Genomic DNA, 19,748 nt, shown 5'->3' with positions numbered 1-19,748 from the left:
CGCCTGCCCAGTTTCACTGTCCCCGGAGACGCCATGCGTGCCCTGCCCCGCCTCTGCTGCCTGCTCGCGCTGGCCACCGCCAGCGTCTCTGCCGGCAACCTGTACAAGTGGAAAGACGCCAACGGGGTCACCCAGTACTCCGAGCGCCCGCCGACCGGCCAGCAGTACGAAACCCGCCGCATCGCCGCCAGCGGCGTCCCGGTGGCCGAGGCCCCACCGGCCGAAGCTGGCGAATCCGAGCAGTGTCTGGGCGCCCGCAAGAACCTTGAGATTCTGGCCGGCAACAACCGGGTAATGCGCGACAGCGATGGCGACGGCAAGCCGGACACCGAACTGGACGACACCCAGCGCGCCGCGCAGAAGCAGCTGGCCGAGTCGGCCGCCGCGGTCTATTGCAAGCCCGTCGACAAGACTTGAGCCTCCGCGCGGGCTTGCTTGATCTCGGACGGAATATTGGGTTCGCGGCCAAGGCCGCTCCTACAGCCATCCGTTGATTTCCACGACCGGCATTTGCAGGAGCAGCCTCGGCCGTGAGCCCAATGACGTGGACAAACGCCCCGCGACACCCTGCAATCACCAGCGCGCCAACCTAGGACAGAACCCCGGCTTCGCGGCCAAGGCCGCTCCGACAGCCGCCCGCTGATGTCGACCGGCGCCCAAACGGGCACCCCAGCGGGCGACAAGGCTGGCAAAATAGGCGATTCCGCCGTTTTGCGAAGCCCTCCCATGCGCCTGTCCCGCTTCCACCTGCACACCACCAAGGAAACTCCCGCCGACGCCGAGCTGATCAGCCACAAGCTGATGCTGCGCGCGGGCATGATCCGCAAGCTGGCCTCGGGCCTGTACACCTGGTCGCCACTGGGCCTGCGGGTGCTGCGCAAGGTGGAAGGCATCGTGCGCGAGGAAATGAACCGCGCCGGCGCAGTGGAGCTGCAGTTGCCGACCATCCAGCCCAAGGAGCTGTGGGAAGAAACCGGGCGCTGGGAGAAATTCGGCGGCCAGCTGCTGAAGATCAAGGACCGCAAGGAGCAGGAGTACTGCTACAGCCCGACCGCCGAGGAAGCGATCACCGACTTCGCGCGTCAGGAGCTGGCCAGCTACAAGCAGCTGCCGGTCAATTTCTACCAGGTGCAGACCAAGTTCCGTGACGAAATCCGCCCGCGCTTCGGCGTGATGCGTGCGCGCGAGTTCCTGATGAAGGATGCCTACTCCTTCCATCTGGACGACGCCAGCCTGGTCGCCGAATACGAAAACATGAAGGCCGCCTACACCCGCATCTTCACCCGTCTGGGCCTGGAGTTCCGCGCGGTACAGGCCGATTCGGGCGCCATCGGTGGTGACGCCTCGCAGGAATTCCACGTGATCGCCGATTCGGGCGAGGACGCGCTGGTGTTCTCCACCGGCTCGGATTACGCAGCCAATGTGGAAGCGGCCATCGCCGCCGACCCGGCACCGCGCGCGGCCGCCAGCGAGGAACTGCGCAAGATCGACACGCCCACGCAGAAGACCTGCGAAGACGTGGCCGCGCTGATGGGCGTTGCGCTGCTGCGCACGGTCAAGTCGATTGCGGTGATGACCAGCGAGAACGCATTCGTGCTGGCGCTGGTGCGCGGCGACCACGAGGTCAACGAGATCAAGCTGGGCAAGGTCACCGGTTTGGCCGATTACCGCATGGCCAGCGAAGCAGAAATTGCCGAACACCTGGGCAGCGAGCCGGGCTTCCTTGGCCCGCTCAATCCGCGCAAGGCAATCCGCGTGGTGGCTGACCGCGACGTGGCGGCAATGGCGGACTTTGTCATCGGCGCCAACGAAAAGGGCTTCCACATTGCCGGCGTCAACTGGGGCCGCGATCTGGCCGAGCCGGAAGTGGCCGATATCCGCAACGTCAAAGCCGGCGACCGCGCCCGCGATGGCGGCGAGTTGAAGATCACCCGCGGCATCGAAGTGGGCCATGTATTCCAGCTGGGCCGCCAGTACGCGCAGGCGCTCAAGGCCACCGTGCTCGACGAAAACGGCAAGGCCGCCGTGATGGCGATGGGCTGCTACGGCATTGGCGTGTCGCGCATCGTCGCCGCCGCCATCGAGCAGAACCACGACGACGCCGGCATCCTCTGGCCGGCCGCGATGGCGCCGTGGCAGGCCGTGGTGTGCATGATCAACCCGAAGCAGGATGCCAACGTCACCGCCGCCGCCGAAGCCTTGCTGGCCGACCTGCAGGCCGCCGGTGTGGACGCGGCGCTGGACGACCGTGGCCTGCGCCCGGGCGCGATGTTTGCCGATATGGAACTGATCGGCATCCCGCACCGCATCGTGGTTTCCGAGCGTGGCTTGGCTGCCGGTACGTTTGAATATCGCGCGCGCAATGCCAGCGAAGCTGAGAACCTTGACCAGTCCACGGTTTTGCAGAAAATCATCGGGTAATCTAAAAAGGCCGGGGAATATCCCGGCCTTTTCATTTGCACATAACACCTAAAACGGTATTTGGTTTGTCATCCACCCCGCGCGCCCGTATTCTTGCGGCGCTGCCACGGATCGGCTTTCCCCTGAACCCATTATCCGGAGTAGTCCATTAGATGAGTATTGATCTGAGCAACCTGTCGGCCAAAGAACTGGCCGCACTGATCCGCGACGCCCAGAAGCGCAAAACCGTTGTTGCCAAGCGCCAGCCGATCACCAAGGTTCGGGCTCAGCTGACCGCTGCAGCCAAGAAGGCGGGTTACACCATCGAAGAACTGTTCGGCGCCGGCGCTCCTGTCGCCAAGGCCGTTCGTGGCACCAAGGCTGCCAAGGGCGCTGCCAAGACCGGCCGCACGCTGCCGAAGGTGGCCCCGAAGTACCGCAACCCGGCCAACCCGGCTGAAACCTGGACCGGCCGTGGCAAGCAGCCGCGCTGGCTGGCCGAGTTCACCAAGCAGGGTGGCAAGGTTGAAGATTTCCTGATTCAAAAGTAATCAGCGTTACAAAATGAAAACGCCGGCAGATTGCCGGCGTTTTTTTATTGTCTGTCGTTACAGATTCTTGCGTGCGGGCACCAGCAGGTTGCCAAACAGCAAGCCGGCCACCAGCGCCATGACCACGTTCACCACGGTCAGCAGGGCGGACTCGCCAGCATTTACGTTCTGCTGCTGCGCCAGGTTCAATACGCCGCGCAGGCTGATGCTGCCGGGCACCAGCATGATGATGCCGGGCAGGCGGATGATCGCCCCAGGCCGCTGCACCAGCCGTCCAAACAGGTTGCCGGCCGCGGTAAGCAGCATCGCCGCCAGGAAGATCCCGGCTGGCCCGCCCCACTGCTGCCCGGCATAACGGGAAATGGCATAACCGGCCAGCGAGGCCGCCATCACCCACGGATAATCCCGCCTGCTGGCGCGGAACAGCATGGCGAACGCGAACGAGGCCACCAGCACCGAGCCCCACTCCACCCAGTCCGATTGCGGCCGCGATGCCTTTACCACCGGCTCCAGCCCAATGAAACTGGCGATGGTGACCGCGATCATCGCGCCCACGGTGAGTTTCATGATGGTGGTCAGCGCACCGGCAAACCGCGCTGTGCCCGATACCCAATGTTGGCTGGCCAGTTCGTTGACCGCATTGGTCAGCGACATACCCGGCAGCAGAATCACCAGCGAGGCGATGATGGTGGAATTCAAGTTCAGCGGCCCGATGAACGAGGCCACCAACACCGCGACAAAACCGGCCAGCAGCGCCGCCAGCGCATCGGCCGCCTCGCGTGTGGCGACCCGCCGGTCGGTATAGAACAACAGCAGGCCAATCAGCAGCCCGGTGACACCGGCCGTTGCGATATCCAGCCACGGCAACCGCCACAGCCCGGCCACGCCGGCCGAGCCGAGGGTAAAGGACAGCAGCATCTGGATCTTGCCGCGCAGGCCCGGGTCTTTATCCAACTGACGCAGCGCGGTGTGCCCTTGGGCGATACTCATGCGCGCGGTCGACACCGCATCGGCGATCTCATCGGCCATGGCCAGTTTATGCAGATCGGTATCGCCGGGCCCGAGCCGGATCACGCGGGTGATGTCGCTGGAACCGATGGCCTGGGTCGGGTCGCTGAAACTCAATATCAAACCGGTGGGGTTTGACCAGGGTTCGCAATCCAGATCCAACTGCTGCGCCAGCGCCACTACCGCCGCTTCAAGCCGCTGCGCGGTGGTGCCATAACGGTGCAGTCGCCCGGCCATTTCTGAAACAAAGGCCACGCGCTGTGCGTAAGTCGCCCGACTGGGGGCGGTGACAGGAATGGATGCGAGGTCGGCGGACATGCTCGCTAGTATCGCCCGAAGCGGAAGCAATGCATCATCCGCGCTCCACGGATGACAGGTTATTCTCGGCAACGGATGCCAACGATGACAAACACCTCCCCGCCCAGCTGCACGATGGACCCCAGCACCGAAGGCCAGCTAAGGCTTTCCGGCAGTTGGACGCTGTCCACCGCGCTGAGTGCGGTCAAAGCGCTGGATACCAGCGGCATGCCGGTCACGGCGATTGATGCGCGCGGAATCGATCAGCTCGATTCGGCCGGCGTACTGCTGCTGCTGCGCTTCGTGCACAAGGCCGGCCTGGCCGATGACACCTTGATGTTCCGTCAGGAACATCAAGCGCTGGTCTGCACCATCGAAGAAGTCGCCGACGAACGCCCCAAGCCGCAGCGCGACTACGGCGTGGCGGCAGCGTTGGAACGGCTGGGCCGCTCGGTGCAGGCGATCGGCCGCAACGTGGTGGTGCTGCTCAATTTCCTGGGCGAAAACCTTTCAAAGATGGCGCGCCTGGTGCGCGAACCACGCCGCCTGCGCCTGACCGCCACCGTCAACCAGATGGAACAGGTGGGCTTGGATGCGGTGCCGCTGGTGGCGCTGCTGTCGTATCTGGTGGGCGCGGTGATTGCCTTCCTCGGCTCGACGATCCTGCGCGACTTTGGCGCCGAAATTTACGTGGTGGAACTGGTCAACATCGCCTTCCTGCGCGAATTCGCCGTGCTGCTGACCGCCATCGTGCTGGCCGGGCGCACCGCCAGCGCTTTCACCGCGCAGATCGGTGCGATGAAGGCGCGCGAGGAAATCGACGCCATCCAGACGCTCGGTCTGGACCCCATCGACCTGCTGGTACTGCCGCGCGTGCTCGCCCTGCTGGTGATGCTGCCCTTGCTCACCTTCATCGCGATGCTGGCCGGTTTGGCCGGCGGCATCACCGTCGGCGCGTTCGACCTTGGCATCCCGCCGCAGATGTACCTGGCGCGCATGCACGACACCATGGAAGTACGTCACTTCCTCGTCGGTTTGTCGAAGGCGCCGGTGTTTGCGCTGATCATCGGCCTGATCGGCTGCCTGGAAGGCCTGAAAGTCGAAGGCACCGCGCAGTCCGTGGGCGAGCGCACCACCTCCAGCGTGGTGCAGACCATCTCGCTGGTCATCATCCTCGACGCGATGGCGGCGTTGTGGTTCATGCACATGGACTGGTAGGCGAAGCACGCAAACGATGATGGCAATCCCTTCCAACGCAAACGACAACACCGCAGCGAACATGGCCATCCGCGTGCGCGGGCTGGTCAACCGTTTCGGCAGCCAGGTCGTGCATGAAGACCTGGACCTGGACGTGCGGCGCGGCGAGATCCTCGGCGTGGTCGGCGGCTCGGGCACCGGCAAATCGGTGTTGATGCGCTCCATCCTCGGGCTGCGCAAACCCGATGCCGGGCAGATGGAAGTGCTGGGCATCGACGCGCGCTCGGACAACCCGGCCGACCGCCTGCAGATTGAACGCCACACCGGCGTGCTGTTTCAGGATGGCGCCCTGTTCTCCTCGCTCACCGTCGGCGAAAACGTGCAGGTGCCGCTCAAGGAGCATCACCCGGAATTGAACGAGCGTTGGCACTACGAGCTGGCGCTGTTGAAGGTGAAGCTGGCCGGGTTGCCGGCGGATGCCATCAACAAGCTGCCGTCACAGTTGTCCGGCGGCATGCGCAAACGCGCCGGCCTGGCCCGCGCACTCGCATTGGACCCGCCGCTGTTGTTCCTGGACGAGCCCACCGCCGGCCTGGACCCGATTGGCGCAGCGGCGTTCGACCACCTCATCAAGACCTTGCAGGAAGCACTGGGTTTGACCGTATTTCTCATCACACACGATCTGGACACGCTCTACGCCATCTGTGACCGGGTGGCGGTACTGGCCGACCGCAAGGTGGTGGCCTGCGCGCCGCTGCCGGAGATCGAACAACTCGACCATCCGTGGATACGCGACTATTTCCACGGCCCCCGCGCCCGCGCAGCGCGCGGCATTCAGTCCGAGAACGCCTGACCATGGAAACCAAAGCCAATTACGTCCTGATCGGCGCCTTCACCCTTGTTGTGGCGATGGCACTACTGGTGTTCGGCCTGTGGGCGGCCAAGTACTCTTCCGACCGCACCTGGCAGGAATACCGGGTGGTATTCAACGAAGCCGTCACCGGCCTGTCGGTGGGCAGCCCGGTGCAGTACAACGGCATCGCGGTGGGCTCGATCACCGAGCTGACGTTGGCCCCGGACGACCCGCGCAAAGTCATCGCCAAATTGCGCCTCAACTCGACCACGCCGGTGAAAACCGACACCCGCGCCAAGCTGGCCATCACCAGCCTGACCGGGCCATCCATCATCCAGCTCAGCGGCGGCACGCCAAAGGCACCGGCGTTGACAGCCTCCAGCCGTGAGGCCATTCCGACCATCATCGCCGCGCCCTCTGCGCTGCAGAACATCACCGATGTCGCGAACCGTGTGGTCGAGCGCATGGACCAGCTGCTCAGCGACAAGAACGTGGACCGCATCTCGACCACGCTCGCCAATCTGGAAACCATCAGCGGCGGTCTGGCCGACCGCGACGCCGGCACGCAGGCCTTGCTGGTCGAAGCGCGCGACGCCGCGCGCAACCTCAACGCCACGCTCAACACCGCCAATGGCGCCATCGCCCACCTGGACCAGAACGTGCTGCGGCAGCTGCCGGCCACGCTGGACAAGCTCGACACCAGCCTCAGCAAGCTCGACTCGGCTGCGGGCAATGCCGACGCCATCCTTGGCGAGAACCGCGCCGCCATCAACAGCTTCGCCAACGACGGTCTTGCCCAGCTCGGCCCAACCCTGACCGAACTGCGCGGCCTGATCCGCGACCTGCGCCGCGTCAGCGACCGGCTGGAGAACAACCCGGCCCGTTACCTGCTCGGCCGCGATGCCCCGAAGGAGTTTGACCCCAAATGAAGCGCGCCCTGTCGATCAAACTGCTCGCCCCGCTGTGCCTGCTGATGCTGTCCGGCTGCTCGGTCCTTGCCGGCGGCGACCGTCAATCCACCACCATCTATGCGCCGCAAGTGCGCGTCAGCGCCGACCCAAGCTGGCCGCAAGTGAGCTGGCAGTTGTCCATTGCCAAGCCCAGCGCCGCACGCCTGATCGACAGCCCGCGCATCAACGTGCGGCCCACGCCGGGTGAGTTGGAGGTTTACCGCGGCGCCACCTGGTCGCAGCCGGCCACCGACATGCTGGAAGACACGCTGCTACGCGGCTTCGAGGATTCAGGCCGGATCGGCGCGGTCGCGCGCATCGCCACCGGCATCCGCTCGGACTACAAACTGACCACCGACCTGCGTCGCTTCGAGGCCGACTATCGCGGCGGTGACGTACCTGCGGCCACCATCGAACTCAACGCCAAGCTGATCCACAGCGTCGATCAGCGCGTGGTTGCTTCGCGCACGTTCCTGGTCAGCGAGCCGGCAACGTCCACCGAGCTGCCCAGCGTCGCCAATGCCTTTGAAGACGCGCTGGACAAGATTGCAACCGAGTTGATCGGCTGGACGCTGGTCAGCGGCCAGCAGGATGTGGCCCCGCCGACCGGCCTGCAATCAAACGGAAAGTAAGGTTGATGCGCTCGCCCATCGGGCGGGCCGTCTTCGGCAACGAATGCTGATAGAAACGCTGGGTATCACCAGCCATCAGCAACAGATCGCCATGACCGAGCAGGAATTCAGTGCTCAACGAATGATCGTCGCGATGGCGCAGCAGGAAGCGCCGTGCCGCCCCCAGGCTCAACGACGCAATCAACGGCCGCTCGCCCAGCTCCGGCTCGTCATCGCTATGCCAGCCCATGCTGTCGCGGCCATCCCGGTAACGATTGATCAACACGCTATTGAACGGCGCCGCACAGGCCTGTTGCAGACGCTCGCGCAACGGCAGCAATGACGACGGCCAAGGCTGCGGCACGAAATCAGCACCGGAATAGCGGTAGTGCGCCTGCGGATCACCGATCCAGCAACTCAAGCGCGGCGAATCCACCCACCGCCCAAACATGCGGATACGGTGGATATCCCACGGCACCTCGTCTTGCAACGTTGAGAACAGAACGTCGGCTTCGGCGGGCGACAGCCAGCCGGGAAGGTGGTGGATGTCGGCCTGTATCGTATTTCCTCTGCCAACAGGCCACAGTCCGGTTTGCTCGTTCATGCCGCACCCCTCAGAATCGCGAATTGGCACTTGGCTCCGGAGTTTCTGAACCATGCGCTTTCGTCCGTCGTTGATAGTGCCATGACCTTCTCCCTGCACCGATTCCTCATCCAGCAACGCTGGCGTCTGGCGCGCCAAACCGCATTGGCTACGGGCCTGCTCCGCAGTCTGGGTAACCGCGGACTGACCGGCACGCTGGATGCCATCCGCAAGCGTGTGCAACCGTCGCCCGGCACACCGCAAGGCCTGCCAGCCAAACCCAAACCACGCGCCAACGGCAAACTGCTGTTGTTCATTGATACCGCCGCACCCACTCCCAGCCGCGATTCGGGATCGGTGCGTGCGCACCGCATGCTGCAATTGTGCAGCGAGCAGGGTTGGTCATTGGCGTTCATGCCGGACAACGGGCAACTGCCTGCCGAGAGTGCCCAACTACTTGCAGAACTGAACACCGAACTTGTCGGCGCGCCGGGCCATCCACGACTGGATCGCTGGTTGCAGCACAACGGCGGTGATGTGCAGGCGGTATTTTTGTGCCGGCACCCCGTTGCCCATCGCCACCTGCAGCTGCTGCGCGCTTTTACCACCGCCAAGATCATTTTCGACACCGTGGACCTGCATCATGTCCGCCTGCTGCGTGCAGCTGAGTTGCATGGCGATGCTTCGCTGTACAAGCAAGCCGAGCGTGCGCGCGCAGAAGAGTTCGAGCTGATGAACAGCACCGATGCCACCATTGTGGTCAGCCATGCGGAGCTGGACTACCTGCGCCAAACCGGTATCACGGCGCCGGTGGAAGTGCTGTCAAACGTACATGACGTGGTGGCGACGGAACGTCACTTCGACGCTACCGCAGACCTGCTGTTCGTCGGTGGTTATCAGCATCATCCGAACCAGGAAGCCATTGCCTGGCTGAGCGAAAAAATCATGCCATTGCTGCGCAAGCGCTTGCCCGGCGTCGTGCTGCATCTTGTCGGCGAAATGCCAGAACCCGATGCCGCACGCCTGCGCGCCGATGACATCGTGGTGCACGGCCATGTGCCGTCGATTGAACCATTCCTGCAACGTAGCCGCATCAACCTTGCCCCGCTTCTCAGTGGCGCAGGCGTCAAAGGCAAGATCAACCAGGCCATGAGCCACGGCTTGCCCGTGGTAGCCACGACCATTGCCGCTGAAGGCATGTTTCTGCAGCACAGGGAGAACGCGCTTATCGCCGACAGCGCGGAAGACTTCGCCACACAAGTGGTTGAGCTTTATCAAGATGCAGCGCTATGGCAGCGGCTGTCGCGCAACGGCTACCGGAACATCGAGGCGCACTTCTCCTCGAACCTGGCCCGCCGCACGCTGGAGGCATTGCTGCCTCCCGCATGACCACCGGCAGCACCTGCGCTGCCGGCTCCTGCAAACAACTCAGCGGCGAAACGCCACGCCCGTCTTTTCTTTCAACTCGTCATCACTGACGCCCGGTGCGGCCTCCACCAGCAACAAGCCATCGGCGGTGACATCGAACACCGCCAGGTCGGTGATGATGCGGTTGACCACGCCCACGCCGGTCAGCGGCAGCGTGCATTCGGGCAGGATCTTGTGCTCGCCGTTCTTGGCGGTGTGCTCCATCAGCACCACCACGCGCTGCACGCCAGCCACCAGATCCATCGCGCCGCCCATGCCCTTGACCATCTTGCCGGGCACCATCCAGTTGGCCAGGTCGCCCTTGTCGGTGACCTGCATCGCGCCGAGGATGGCCAGGTTGATGTGGCCGCCGCGAATCATCGCGAACGAATCATGGCTGCCGAAGTAGCTGGCGCCGGCACGCGCGGTGACGGTCTGCTTGCCGGCGTTGATCAGGTCAGCGTCCACTTCGTTTTCGGTCGGGAACGGTCCGATGCCGAGCAGGCCGTTTTCGGACTGCAGCCAGACATCCACGCCTTCCGGGATGTGGTTGGCGACCAGCGTCGGCAGGCCGATGCCCAGGTTCACATAGGCGCCATCGGTCAGCTCGCGGGCAGCGCGCGCGGCCATTTCGTCACGGTTCCAGGCCATTTCAGTTCCCCTCCTGACGCACGGTGCGCTGTTCGATGCGCTTCTCCGGCGTTGCGTTCAATACGATGCGGTCCACATAGATGCCCGGCAGGTGCACCTGATCCGGGTCGATGGCGCCCAGCGCCACGATCTCTTCCACTTCGACCACGCAGACTTTGCCGGCCATGGCGCAGGCCGGGTTGAAGTTGCGCGCGGTCTTGCGGAACAGCAGGTTGCCGGAGGTATCGGCTTTCCATGCCTTGACCAGCGAGACGTCGGCCTTCAGCGCGGTCTCCAGCACATAGTGCTTGCCGTCGAACTCTCGGGTTTCCTTGCCTTCGGCCACGATCGTGCCGTAGCCGGTCGCGGTGAAGAACGCCGGAATCCCCGCGCCGCCAGCACGCAGGCGCTCGGCCAGGGTGCCCTGCGGGTTGAACTCCAGCTCCAGCTCGCCGGCCAGATACTGCCGCTCGAATTCCTTGTTCTCGCCCACATAGGACGAAATCATCTTCTTGATCTGGCGGGTTTCCAGCAGTTGGCCCAAGCCGAAGCCATCGACACCGGCATTGTTGGAAATGGCGGTCAGGCCTTTGACCCCGCTGTCACGCAGCGCAGCAATCAGCGCCTCGGGAATGCCGCACAGTCCGAAACCGCCCACGGCCAAGGTCTGGCCATCGGCCACGATGCCTTCCAAGGCCTGCGCGGCGCTGGCAAATACCTTGCCGCGCTGCTTGGTCGGGTTTGAGAGATCGCTCATCGCTTCACGCCCACAGTAGTAATGATTCCCGCATTCTAGCCATTGTCTGCGGCAAGCCACCTTGGACGTTCGTCCAGTCCACAGACAGCTTCGCGCGCCCGGGCCGACTAAACTACGCATCTTTCACCTGCAGGACGCTTGCATGCCCCTTCCCGCCTTCAAGGCTTATGACATCCGCGGCCGCGTGCCCGGCGAACTCAACGAAGACATGGCCCGCAAGATCGGCAAGGCGCTTGCTGCCCAACTCGGCGCTGGTCCAGTAGTGCTGGGCCACGATGTGCGCCTGACCAGCCCGGGCCTGCAGGACGCGCTGGCGAACGGCCTGCGTGGCGAAGGCCGCGAGGTCATCGACATCGGTCTGTGCGGCACCGAGGAAGTCTATTTTCAGACTGGTCATCTGCAGGCGGCCGGCGGGGTGATGGTCACCGCCAGCCACAATCCGATGGATTACAACGGCATGAAACTGGTGCGCGAGCAGGCCAAGCCGATCAGCTCCGACACCGGCCTGTTTGCCATTTCCGACGCGGTTGCCGCAGACGACTCACAGCCGCAGCCGCTCCGCGCCGGCCAGGTCGCCGTGCACGACAAGAGCGCTTACATCCAGCATCTGCTGAGCTACGTGGACGTGTCCGCATTGAAGCCGCTGAAACTGGTGGTCAACGCTGGCAACGGTGGCGCGGGCAGCATCATCGATCTGCTGGCGCCGCACCTGCCGCTCGAATTCGTGCGCATCTGCCATGAGCCCGATGGCAACTTCCCGAACGGCATTCCGAATCCGTTGCTGCCGGAAAACCGCGCCGCCACCGCCAACGCGGTGCGCGAGCATGGTGCGGACTTCGGCATCGCGTGGGATGGCGATTTCGACCGCTGCTTCTTCTTCGACCATGAAGGCCGTTTCATCGAAGGCTATTACCTGGTCGGCCTGCTGGCCAAGGCCATTCTGTCGCGCAATCCGGGCGGCAAGGTTGTCCACGATCCGCGCCTGACCTGGAACACCCTGGAGATGGTGGAAGCGGCCGGTGGCGTGCCGGTGCTGTGCAAGAGCGGCCACGCCTTCATCAAGGAAAAAATGCGCGCCGAAAATGCCGTGTACGGCGGCGAGATGAGCGCGCACCATTACTTCCGCGAGTTCGCCTATGCCGACTCGGGCATGATTCCGTGGCTGCTGATCGCCGCGCTGGTTTCGAGCAGCGGCCAGTCGCTTGCCGAACTGGTCGAAGACCGCATCGCGCGCTTCCCCTGCAGCGGTGAAATCAACTTCAAGGTCAGCGATGCCAAGGCCGCCGTCGCGCGCGTCATGGCGCACTTCGCCGCGCAGTCGCCCGCACTGGATCACACCGATGGCATCAGCGCCGACTTCGGCCAGTGGCGCTTCAACCTGCGCAGCTCCAACACCGAGCCGCTGCTGCGCTTGAATGTGGAAACCCGGGGCGATGCCGCGTTGCTGGCTGAGCGCACCGCCGAAATCTCCCAACTGATCACTGCCTGAGAAATGCCATGAGCCCGATCCTGCCCGTCATCCTCTCTGGTGGTTCCGGCACGCGGCTGTGGCCGCTGTCGCGCGAAGCCTATCCCAAGCAGTTCCTGCAGTTGTCCGGGACGCACAGCATGTTGCAATCCACCTGGTTGCGCGTGGCCGGTGTGGCTGCGCTGCCGCCAATCGTGGTCGCCAATGAAACGCACCGCTTTGTCGCCGCCGAGCAGCTGCAACAAGTCGGCACGACGCCGTCGGCGATTCTGCTGGAACCGATCGGTCGCAACACCGCCCCGGCCATCGCTGCAGCGGCATTGGAAGCACGCCGCAATGGGGATGACCCGTTGTTGCTGGTGCTGCCGTCGGATCATTTGATTCGCGACGTCGAGCACTTCCATCAAGCCATTGTTGAAGCCGCCACGATTGCCGAACAAGGCAAGCTGGTCACGTTCGGCATTCAACCGACCGCGCCGGAAACCGGCTATGGCTACATCAAAGCGGCCTCAGGGGAAGGCGCGCGCGCTATCGAGCGTTTCGTCGAGAAGCCCGACCTGGCCACCGCCGAAGCCTATGTCGCCTCGGGCGAGTACTACTGGAACAGCGGCATGTTCCTGTTCCGTGCATCGCGCTACCTGGAAGAACTCGAACGCCTGCAGCCACAGATCCTCGCTGCCTGCCGCGCATCGTGGGACAAGGCACGCCGTGACAGCGACTTCATCCGCCTGGATGCCGAAGCATTCACCGCCAGCCCGTCCGACTCCATCGACTACGCGGTGATGGAGAAGACCAGCGATGCCGCCGTGGTGCCACTGGATGCGGGTTGGAGCGATGTCGGCTCGTGGACTGCGCTGCGTGATGTGTCCGAACAGGATGCAGACGGCAATGCGCACCGCGGCGACGTCATCGCCATCGATTGCCACAACACGTTTGCCTATGGCGAGCGCCTGATCGCGATGGTGGGGCTGGACGACATCATCGTGGTCGAAACCGATGACGCGGTGCTGGTCGGCAAATCCGACCGCATGCAGGAAGTGAAGGATGTCGTCGCACGCCTGAAGGCCGATGGCCGCAGCGAAGCCACCTGGCACCGCAAGGTCTACCGTCCGTGGGGCGCCTACGATTCCATCGACAACGGCGAGCGCTTCCAGGTCAAGCGCATCACGGTCAAGCCCGGCGGTACGCTGAGCCTGCAGATGCATCACCACCGCGCCGAGCATTGGATCGTGGTCAGCGGCACGGCCGAAGTCACCCGCGGTGATGAAGTGCTGCTGCTTGCCGAGAACCAGAGCACCTACATCCCGCTCGGCGTGACCCATCGCCTGCGCAACCCGGGCAAGCTGCCGCTGGAACTGATTGAAGTGCAGTCAGGCAGCTACCTGGGCGAAGACGATATCGTGCGCTTCGAGGACACTTACGGTCGCGCGTAAATCCGCAGCATCGTCTCCATGAAAAACCCCGGGCTTGCCCGGGGTTTTTCTTTGTCCGCTTACGCCTTGATAGAAGCCAGCTCAGCAATGACGTGGCGCAAGCCGTGCTCCCACGGCAGGAGCACGATGCCGAAGTCCTGCTGCAATTTGCGGTTGTCCAGCACAGACCACGACGGACGCTTGGCCGGCGTCGGGTACTCGGCGCTGCTGATCGCTTGCACCGTGGGCACTTTCACCAGCAATCCCGCACGCGTTGCCTCGTTGAAGATCGCCTCGGCAAAGCCGTGCCAACTTGTCTGCCCGGAAGCCGTCAGGTGCCAGGTACCAGAGAGTCCTCCCGGATGCTGCAACACCTGCGCGGTAACGTCGGCAATCAGCGCGGCCGATGTCGGTGTGCCGATCTGATCCGCCACCACGCGCAGCTCATCGCGATCCGCACCCACGCGCAACATCGTGCGCAGGAAGTTGCCGCCGTGCGAAGCGTAGACCCAGGCGGTACGGAAAATCAGGTGACGTCCACCCGCTGCACGCACCGCTTCTTCACCATCGCGCTTACTGGTGCCATATACGCCCAACGGCGCGGTGGCTTCCTCTTCGCGATACGGCGCAGTGCCTTCACCGTTGAACACATAGTCGGTGGAGTAATGCACCATCGGAACGTCATGCGCAGTGCACCAGCGCGCGATCACGCCTGGCGCCTGTGCATTGGCCAGGAACGCCGCTTCCGGCTCCTGCTCGGCACGATCCACTGCCGTGTAAGCAGCCGCATTGACGACTGCTGAGGGCTGCAGACGATCCAGCAATGCCGGCAGGCTTTCGGGCTGAGCGAAATCGGCAACTTCGCAGGCACTACCGTCCGGCAGCTTTCCGCTGCGCGTGGTTGCCACCACATTGCCCAACGGCGCCAGTGCTCGCAGCAGTTCCTGGCCGACCTGGCCGTTGCCACCGAAAACCAGAACCGTCACGGCAAGTAGACCGGCAAGCGATCTTCGGCGATGTCTTTCAGGAACGGCGCATTCTCGTCCTTGGCGGACAAGGTCGGGCCGCTGATCGGCCAATCCACGCCGATATCGGCATCGTTCCAGCGCACGCCAGCATCCACTTCCTTCAGGTACACCTCGGTGCACAGATAGCTGAACACCGCGCGCTCGGACAACACGGCAAAGCCATGCGCAAAGCCTTCCGGAATCCAGAACTGGCGCTTGTTTTCCGCGCTCAGCACGACCGCTTCCCAGCGACCAAAGGTCGGCGAGCCACGACGGATATCCACCGCCACGTCATACACCTCGCCTTCCAGCACGCTGACCAGCTTCCCCTGCGGACGCGGCCACTGATAATGCAGGCCACGCAGCACACCCTTGCTCGACGCGGACACATTGCTCTGCACGAACTTCTCGGGCAGGCCCAAGGCCTTGAAGCGCTCGGCGTTCCAGGTCTCGAAGAAAAAGCCACGCTCGTCGCCGAAAACTGCTGGCTCAATGACGACGCAGCCGGGCAATGCGGTTTCAATTACTTTCACGGAACAATTCCTCGTTCGACCAACTTCTGCAGGTATTGGCCATAACCGTTCTTGGACAAGGGTGCAGCCAATGCCAGCAACTGCTCACTATTGATCCACCCCTGACCGTAGGCAATTTCTTCCGGACAGCAGACCTGAAGGCCCTGACGCGTCTGGATGGTTTCAATGAAATTGGACGCTTCCAGCAGTGACTGATGTGTGCCGGTATCCAGCCATGCGAAACCACGGCCCAACGCCTCAAGTTGAAGGGAACCTTCGTCCAGATAGCGCTGGTTGAGATCGGTGATTTCCAACTCGCCACGCGGCGACGGTTTCAGCGCAGCCGCGTAGTCGCTGGCGTTGCCGTCATAGAAGTACAAGCCGGTCACCGCATAATTGGAGCGCGGCTTCTCCGGCTTCTCGACCAGACCGACAACCTTGCCATCCGTGTCGAACTCGGCCACGCCATAGCGCTCCGGATCATTGACCCAGTAACCAAACACGGTTGCCCCCTGTTGCTGGGTATCAGCACGTTTGAGCACTTCGCGCAGACCATGACCGTGGAAGATATTGTCGCCCAGCACCAGGCAGCTCGGCTTACCGCCCACGAAGTCACGACCGATCAGGTATGCCTGCGCCAGACCATCGGGACTGGGCTGCACGGCATACTCAATGCTCATCCCCCACTGCGAACCATCACCCAGCAGCTGCTGGAACAAGGCTTGTTCGTGCGGCGTATTGATGATCAGCACTTCACGGATACCGGCCAGCATCAACACGCTGAGCGGGTAATAGATCATCGGCTTGTCATACACCGGCAGCAGCTGCTTGCTGACGCCTTTGGTGATCGGATACAGCCGGGTGCCGGAGCCACCAGCCAGAATGATGCCTTTGCGTTGCGTCATTTTCAGATTCCTTGTTTCAAAGCGCCGCGGCGTACGCCGTCAGCCTGTAGGACAGGTGCGATGGCGCTGCGGAGAGATCAGACTGCGGTACCAATGCGTTGCAGCCGGTAGCTGCCATCCAGCACGCCCTGTACCCACGACTGGTTGTCCAAGTACCAGTCAACGGTGAAGGCGATGCCCTGATCAAAGGTGTATTTCGGCTCCCAGCCCAGTTCATTCTTCAGCTTGGACGCATCAATGGCGTAGCGACGGTCATGACCCGGGCGGTCAGTCACATATGTGATCTGACTGGCGCGCGACTGTCCATCGTCACGCGGGCGACGGGCATCCAGCAGTGCACAGATCGCCTGCACCACTTCGATATTCTGCTTTTCGGAATTGCCACCAACGTTGTAGACCTCGCCGATCTTGCCTTTGGCAAGCACGGTACGGATGGCCTCGCAATGGTCGGCGACGAACAACCAGTCACGCACCTGCTTGCCATCGCCATACACCGGCAGCGGCTCGCCAGCCAGGGCCTTGGCGATCACCAACGGGATAAGCTTTTCCGGGAAATGGTACGGACCGTAATTGTTGGAACAATTGGTGGTCAGCACCGGCAGGCCGTAAGTGTGATGGAACGCGCGTACGAGATGATCCGACGCCGCCTTTGACGCGGAGTACGGTGAGTTGGGCGCATACGGCGTGGTTTCGGTGAACTTGCCGGTCTCACCCAGCGTGCCGTAGACCTCGTCAGTGGACACATGCAGGAAACGGAACGCCTGCGCCTTGTCGGCCGGCAGTGCCTTCCAATAGTCGCGCACCGCCTCAAGCAACCCCAACGTGCCGACCACATTGGTCTGGATGAAGGCGCCCGGACCATCGATTGAGCGATCGACGTGGCTCTCAGCAGCGAAGTTCAGCACCGCATCGGGTTGATGCTCCGCCAACACACGTGCGACCAGCTCACGATCTCCGATATCGCCCTGCACGAACACATGGTCAGAATTGCCGTCCAAACCAGCCAATGTCTTCAGGTTGCCGGCATAGGTCAGCGCATCCAGATTGATGACACGGATACCCTTGCTCACCGCCTCCAAAACAAAATTTCCGCCGATAAAGCCGGCGCCGCCGGTCACAAGCCATGTGGTCACGCGAATGTTCTCCTGATGTTCGGCTGCCAAATGCAGCGTGCGATTTGTACAAGGATATAACGAGCCTCCTTTCCATAGGCTGCAACATTGACAGTCAACTTAATTTTTGCGAGAAATTGTCCGGACAAATGGCGCAACACCACACCACCATACGCATTCGCACGGAACCATCAAGCCAGCTAGAATCGCGAACAACCTTAATCCCCCGGCTTGCGTCGGCCCCCTCAGCAATCGAAGGACCCTGCAGCACATGAAAATCCTCGTCGCGTACAAGCGCGTGGTGGACTACAACGTCCGCATTCAGGTCAAGCCGGATGGTTCCGGCGTGGTCACCGATGGCGTCAAGCTCTCGCCCAATCCGTTCGATGAAATCGCATTGGAAGAAGCCCTTCGCCTGCGTGACAAGGGCATCGCCACCGAAGTCGTGGTCGCCACGATCGCACCTGCCGACGCTCAGGCGCATCTGCGTAATGGTCTGGCCATGGGCGCCAACCGCGCCATCCACGTGGTCACTGACCAGGCCATCCAGCCGCTGACCGCAGCCCGCACCCTGCTCAAGCTGGTGGAAAAGGAACAGCCGGACCTGGTGATCCTCGGCAAGCAGGCCATCGACGACGACGCCAACCAGACCGGCCAGATGCTGGCCACGCTGTGGGCGCGTCCGCAGGCCACCTTCGCCTCCAAGGTCGAGATCGCCGACGGCATGGCCACGGTCACCCGCGAAGTGGACGCCGGTTTGGAAACGCTGGAAGTCGACCTTCCGGCCGTCATCACCACCGACCTGCGCCTGAACGAGCCGCGCTTCATCAAGCTGCCGGACATCATGAAGGCCAAGGCCAAACCGCTGGAAACCCTGCAGTTGGCCGACCTCGGCGTTGAAGCCGCCGACACGTTCAAGACCACCCACTACGCCGCCCCGGCCAAGCGCAGCAAGGGTGTGATGGTGAAGGATGCTGCCGAACTGGTAGCCGCACTCAAGCAGAAGGGGTTGCTGTAATGGCCAAGATTCTCGTCATCGCCGAACACCTGGACGGCAAGCTCAACAGCGCCGTCGCCAAGACCGTCTCGGCCGCCACAGCCATCGGTGGTGACATCGACGTGCTGGTGCTGGCCGCCGACCCGGCGGCCATCGCCACCGAAGCCGCGCAGATCGCCGGCGTCAGCAAGGTGCTGACGCTCGCCAACCCGGCCAACGAACATGCACTGGCCCAGGTGCAGGCACCGCAGATCGCCAAGGCCGCTGCCGGCTACAGCCATGTGTTCGGCGCCTCGACCACCACCGGCAAGGACCTGATGCCGGCCGTGGCCGCGCTGCTGGGCGTCAACCAGGTTTCCGACCTGATGGCCGTGGATGGCGCGCATACGTTCAAGCGTCCGATCTACGCCGGCAACGCCATCATCACCGTTGAAGTGCCGGCCGATCAGGTGGTCGTGGCCACCGTCCGCGCCGCCTCGTGGCCGGAAGCGGCCAAGGGCAACAACGCGCCGGTCGAAGCCATCAGCGTCGATGCCGCCCTGCCCTCGCACACCCGCTTCGTCGGCCTGGCGGCCGGCAAGAGCGACCGCCCGGACCTGCAGAGCGCCAAGCGCGTTGTGTCTGGTGGCCGCGGCGTTGGTTCGGAAGAGAACTTCAAGGTGATCTATCAGCTGGCCGACAAGCTCGGCGCCGGCGTCGGTGCCTCGCGCGCCGCGGTGGATGCCGGTTATGTGCCCAGCGACATGCAGGTCGGCCAGACCGGCAAGATCATCGCCCCGGAGCTGTACATCGCCGTGGGCATCTCCGGCGCTATCCAGCACCTGACCGGCATCAAGGACGCCGGCACCATCGTCGCCATCAACAAGGACGGCGATGCGCCGATCTTTGAGATTGCTGACATTGGGTTGGTGGGGGATCTGTTTGCCTTGTTGCCGGAGCTTGAAGCGGCGCTGGGATGATCGTGGATTGAAACGGGGGCCTCAGCCCCCGTTTCACCTCAGGTATAAACGCTTTCGCGCTCAGCCGGTGGTTCATGGGATGATCTGCACCCTGCAGGCCATACATGCAGCCCTACCCACCCGCTTGGATCA

At 63.2% G+C, this 19,748-nt stretch carries 19 protein-coding genes and 1 pseudogene; 12 read left to right on the top strand and 8 right to left on the bottom strand.

Going from position 1 to position 19,748, the window contains the following annotated elements; translation table 11 throughout:
• Positions 1-33: 33 nt before the first annotated feature.
• The 3 genes and pseudogenes from ACREP4_RS03755 to ACREP4_RS03745 form a co-directional block, all read left to right on the top strand.
• Positions 34-417, top strand: a complete 384-nt coding sequence (locus tag ACREP4_RS03755) for a DUF4124 domain-containing protein (protein WP_431594876.1) — start codon at positions 34-36, stop codon at positions 415-417.
• A 309-nt stretch (positions 418-726) separates the two neighbouring features.
• Positions 727-2,421 carry a proline--tRNA ligase gene (locus ACREP4_RS03750; RefSeq protein ID WP_431594875.1) on the top strand — a complete coding sequence of 565 codons (1,695 nt, stop codon included), beginning with the start codon at positions 727-729 and terminating at the stop codon, positions 2,419-2,421.
• A gap of 152 nt (positions 2,422-2,573) precedes the next feature.
• A pseudogene (locus ACREP4_RS03745) lies at positions 2,574-2,948 on the top strand (H-NS family nucleoid-associated regulatory protein); the annotation flags it as partial.
• Positions 2,949-3,008: 60 nt separating this feature from the next.
• On the opposite strand, the gene ACREP4_RS03740 reads toward ACREP4_RS03745, so the two are convergent.
• Positions 3,009-4,277: a threonine/serine ThrE exporter family protein gene (locus tag ACREP4_RS03740; RefSeq protein ID WP_431594874.1), complete on the bottom strand. Its 1,269-nt coding sequence runs from the start codon at positions 4,275-4,277 to the stop codon at positions 3,009-3,011.
• An 84-nt stretch (positions 4,278-4,361) separates the two neighbouring features.
• Between ACREP4_RS03740 and ACREP4_RS03735 the strand changes: the two genes are divergently transcribed.
• The 4 genes from ACREP4_RS03735 to ACREP4_RS03720 are packed head-to-tail and all read left to right on the top strand — an operon-like array spanning position 4,362 to position 7,888.
• The gene (locus tag ACREP4_RS03735) at positions 4,362-5,474 is read left to right on the top strand and encodes an MlaE family lipid ABC transporter permease subunit (RefSeq protein WP_431594873.1); all 1,113 of its coding nucleotides are present in this window, start codon (positions 4,362-4,364) and stop codon (positions 5,472-5,474) included.
• A 19-nt stretch (positions 5,475-5,493) separates the two neighbouring features.
• Positions 5,494-6,306 (top strand): ABC transporter ATP-binding protein, encoded by an 813-nt coding sequence (locus tag ACREP4_RS03730; protein ID WP_431594872.1) that lies wholly within the window; start codon positions 5,494-5,496, stop codon positions 6,304-6,306.
• A gap of 2 nt (positions 6,307-6,308) precedes the next feature.
• A complete protein-coding gene (locus ACREP4_RS03725) occupies positions 6,309-7,235 on the top strand; it encodes an MlaD family protein (protein WP_431594871.1) in 927 nt (308 codons plus the stop codon).
• Complete coding sequence (locus ACREP4_RS03720; RefSeq protein WP_431594870.1) at positions 7,232-7,888, top strand: ABC-type transport auxiliary lipoprotein family protein; 657 nt, start codon at positions 7,232-7,234, stop codon at positions 7,886-7,888. Before ACREP4_RS03725 ends, ACREP4_RS03720 begins: the two co-directional genes overlap by 4 nt.
• Here the strand turns inward: ACREP4_RS03720 and ACREP4_RS03715 are convergent.
• A complete protein-coding gene (locus ACREP4_RS03715) occupies positions 7,833-8,471 on the bottom strand; it encodes an alpha-ketoglutarate-dependent dioxygenase AlkB family protein (RefSeq protein WP_431594869.1) in 639 nt (212 codons plus the stop codon). The two genes, ACREP4_RS03720 and ACREP4_RS03715, sit on opposite strands and share 56 nt — an antisense overlap.
• An 81-nt stretch (positions 8,472-8,552) precedes the next feature.
• Here ACREP4_RS03715 and ACREP4_RS03710 point away from each other — a divergent pair, with 81 nt between their 5' ends.
• Entirely contained in the window at positions 8,553-9,839 is a 1,287-nt protein-coding gene (locus ACREP4_RS03710; protein ID WP_431594868.1) for a glycosyltransferase, read from the top strand.
• A gap of 39 nt (positions 9,840-9,878) precedes the next feature.
• Here ACREP4_RS03710 and ACREP4_RS03705 read toward each other — a convergent pair whose 3' ends face one another.
• Together ACREP4_RS03705 and ACREP4_RS03700 are read right to left on the bottom strand one after the other, a co-directional pair.
• Complete coding sequence (locus tag ACREP4_RS03705; protein WP_431594867.1) at positions 9,879-10,508, bottom strand: CoA transferase subunit B; 630 nt, start codon at positions 10,506-10,508, stop codon at positions 9,879-9,881.
• Between the two features lies 1 nt (position 10,509).
• The gene (locus ACREP4_RS03700) at positions 10,510-11,244 is read right to left on the bottom strand and encodes a CoA transferase subunit A (protein WP_431594866.1); all 735 of its coding nucleotides are present in this window, start codon (positions 11,242-11,244) and stop codon (positions 10,510-10,512) included.
• 142 nt (positions 11,245-11,386) lie between these two features.
• On the opposite strand from ACREP4_RS03700, the gene ACREP4_RS03695 reads away from it, so the two are divergent.
• Together ACREP4_RS03695 and ACREP4_RS03690 are read left to right on the top strand one after the other, a co-directional pair.
• A complete protein-coding gene (locus tag ACREP4_RS03695; RefSeq protein ID WP_431594865.1) occupies positions 11,387-12,733 on the top strand; it encodes a phosphomannomutase in 1,347 nt (448 codons plus the stop codon).
• A gap of 8 nt (positions 12,734-12,741) precedes the next feature.
• Positions 12,742-14,145 carry a mannose-1-phosphate guanylyltransferase/mannose-6-phosphate isomerase gene (locus tag ACREP4_RS03690; RefSeq protein ID WP_431594864.1) on the top strand — a complete coding sequence of 468 codons (1,404 nt, stop codon included), beginning with the start codon at positions 12,742-12,744 and terminating at the stop codon, positions 14,143-14,145.
• A 59-nt stretch (positions 14,146-14,204) separates the two neighbouring features.
• On the opposite strand, the gene rfbD is transcribed toward ACREP4_RS03690, so the two are convergent.
• The 4 genes from rfbD to rfbB form a co-directional block, all read right to left on the bottom strand.
• Positions 14,205-15,110 carry a dTDP-4-dehydrorhamnose reductase gene (rfbD, locus tag ACREP4_RS03685; RefSeq protein ID WP_431594863.1) on the bottom strand — a complete coding sequence of 302 codons (906 nt, stop codon included), beginning with the start codon at positions 15,108-15,110 and terminating at the stop codon, positions 14,205-14,207.
• A complete protein-coding gene (gene rfbC / locus ACREP4_RS03680) occupies positions 15,107-15,664 on the bottom strand; it encodes a dTDP-4-dehydrorhamnose 3,5-epimerase (RefSeq protein ID WP_431594862.1) in 558 nt (185 codons plus the stop codon). Before rfbC ends, rfbD begins: the two co-directional genes overlap by 4 nt.
• Entirely contained in the window at positions 15,661-16,548 is an 888-nt protein-coding gene (rfbA, locus tag ACREP4_RS03675) for a glucose-1-phosphate thymidylyltransferase RfbA (protein ID WP_431594861.1), read from the bottom strand. Before rfbA ends, rfbC begins: the two co-directional genes overlap by 4 nt.
• Before the next feature lie 77 nt (positions 16,549-16,625).
• Positions 16,626-17,681: a dTDP-glucose 4,6-dehydratase gene (gene rfbB / locus ACREP4_RS03670; protein WP_431594860.1), complete on the bottom strand. Its 1,056-nt coding sequence runs from the start codon at positions 17,679-17,681 to the stop codon at positions 16,626-16,628.
• A 250-nt stretch (positions 17,682-17,931) separates the two neighbouring features.
• On the opposite strand from rfbB, the gene ACREP4_RS03665 reads away from it, so the two are divergent.
• Together ACREP4_RS03665 and ACREP4_RS03660 are read left to right on the top strand one after the other, a co-directional pair.
• A complete protein-coding gene (locus ACREP4_RS03665; RefSeq protein ID WP_431594859.1) occupies positions 17,932-18,678 on the top strand; it encodes an electron transfer flavoprotein subunit beta/FixA family protein in 747 nt (248 codons plus the stop codon).
• Positions 18,678-19,616 carry an electron transfer flavoprotein subunit alpha/FixB family protein gene (locus tag ACREP4_RS03660; protein ID WP_431594858.1) on the top strand — a complete coding sequence of 313 codons (939 nt, stop codon included), beginning with the start codon at positions 18,678-18,680 and terminating at the stop codon, positions 19,614-19,616. Before ACREP4_RS03665 ends, ACREP4_RS03660 begins: the two co-directional genes overlap by 1 nt.
• Positions 19,617-19,748 lie beyond the last annotated feature (132 nt).

Origin of the sequence: Stenotrophomonas sp. (assembly GCF_050737575.1) — a bacterium.
GTDB lineage: Bacteria > Pseudomonadota > Gammaproteobacteria > Xanthomonadales > Xanthomonadaceae > Stenotrophomonas.
The sequence above is the reverse complement of the archived record's forward strand: the minus strand, read 5'-3'. Positions and strand labels throughout refer to the sequence as shown.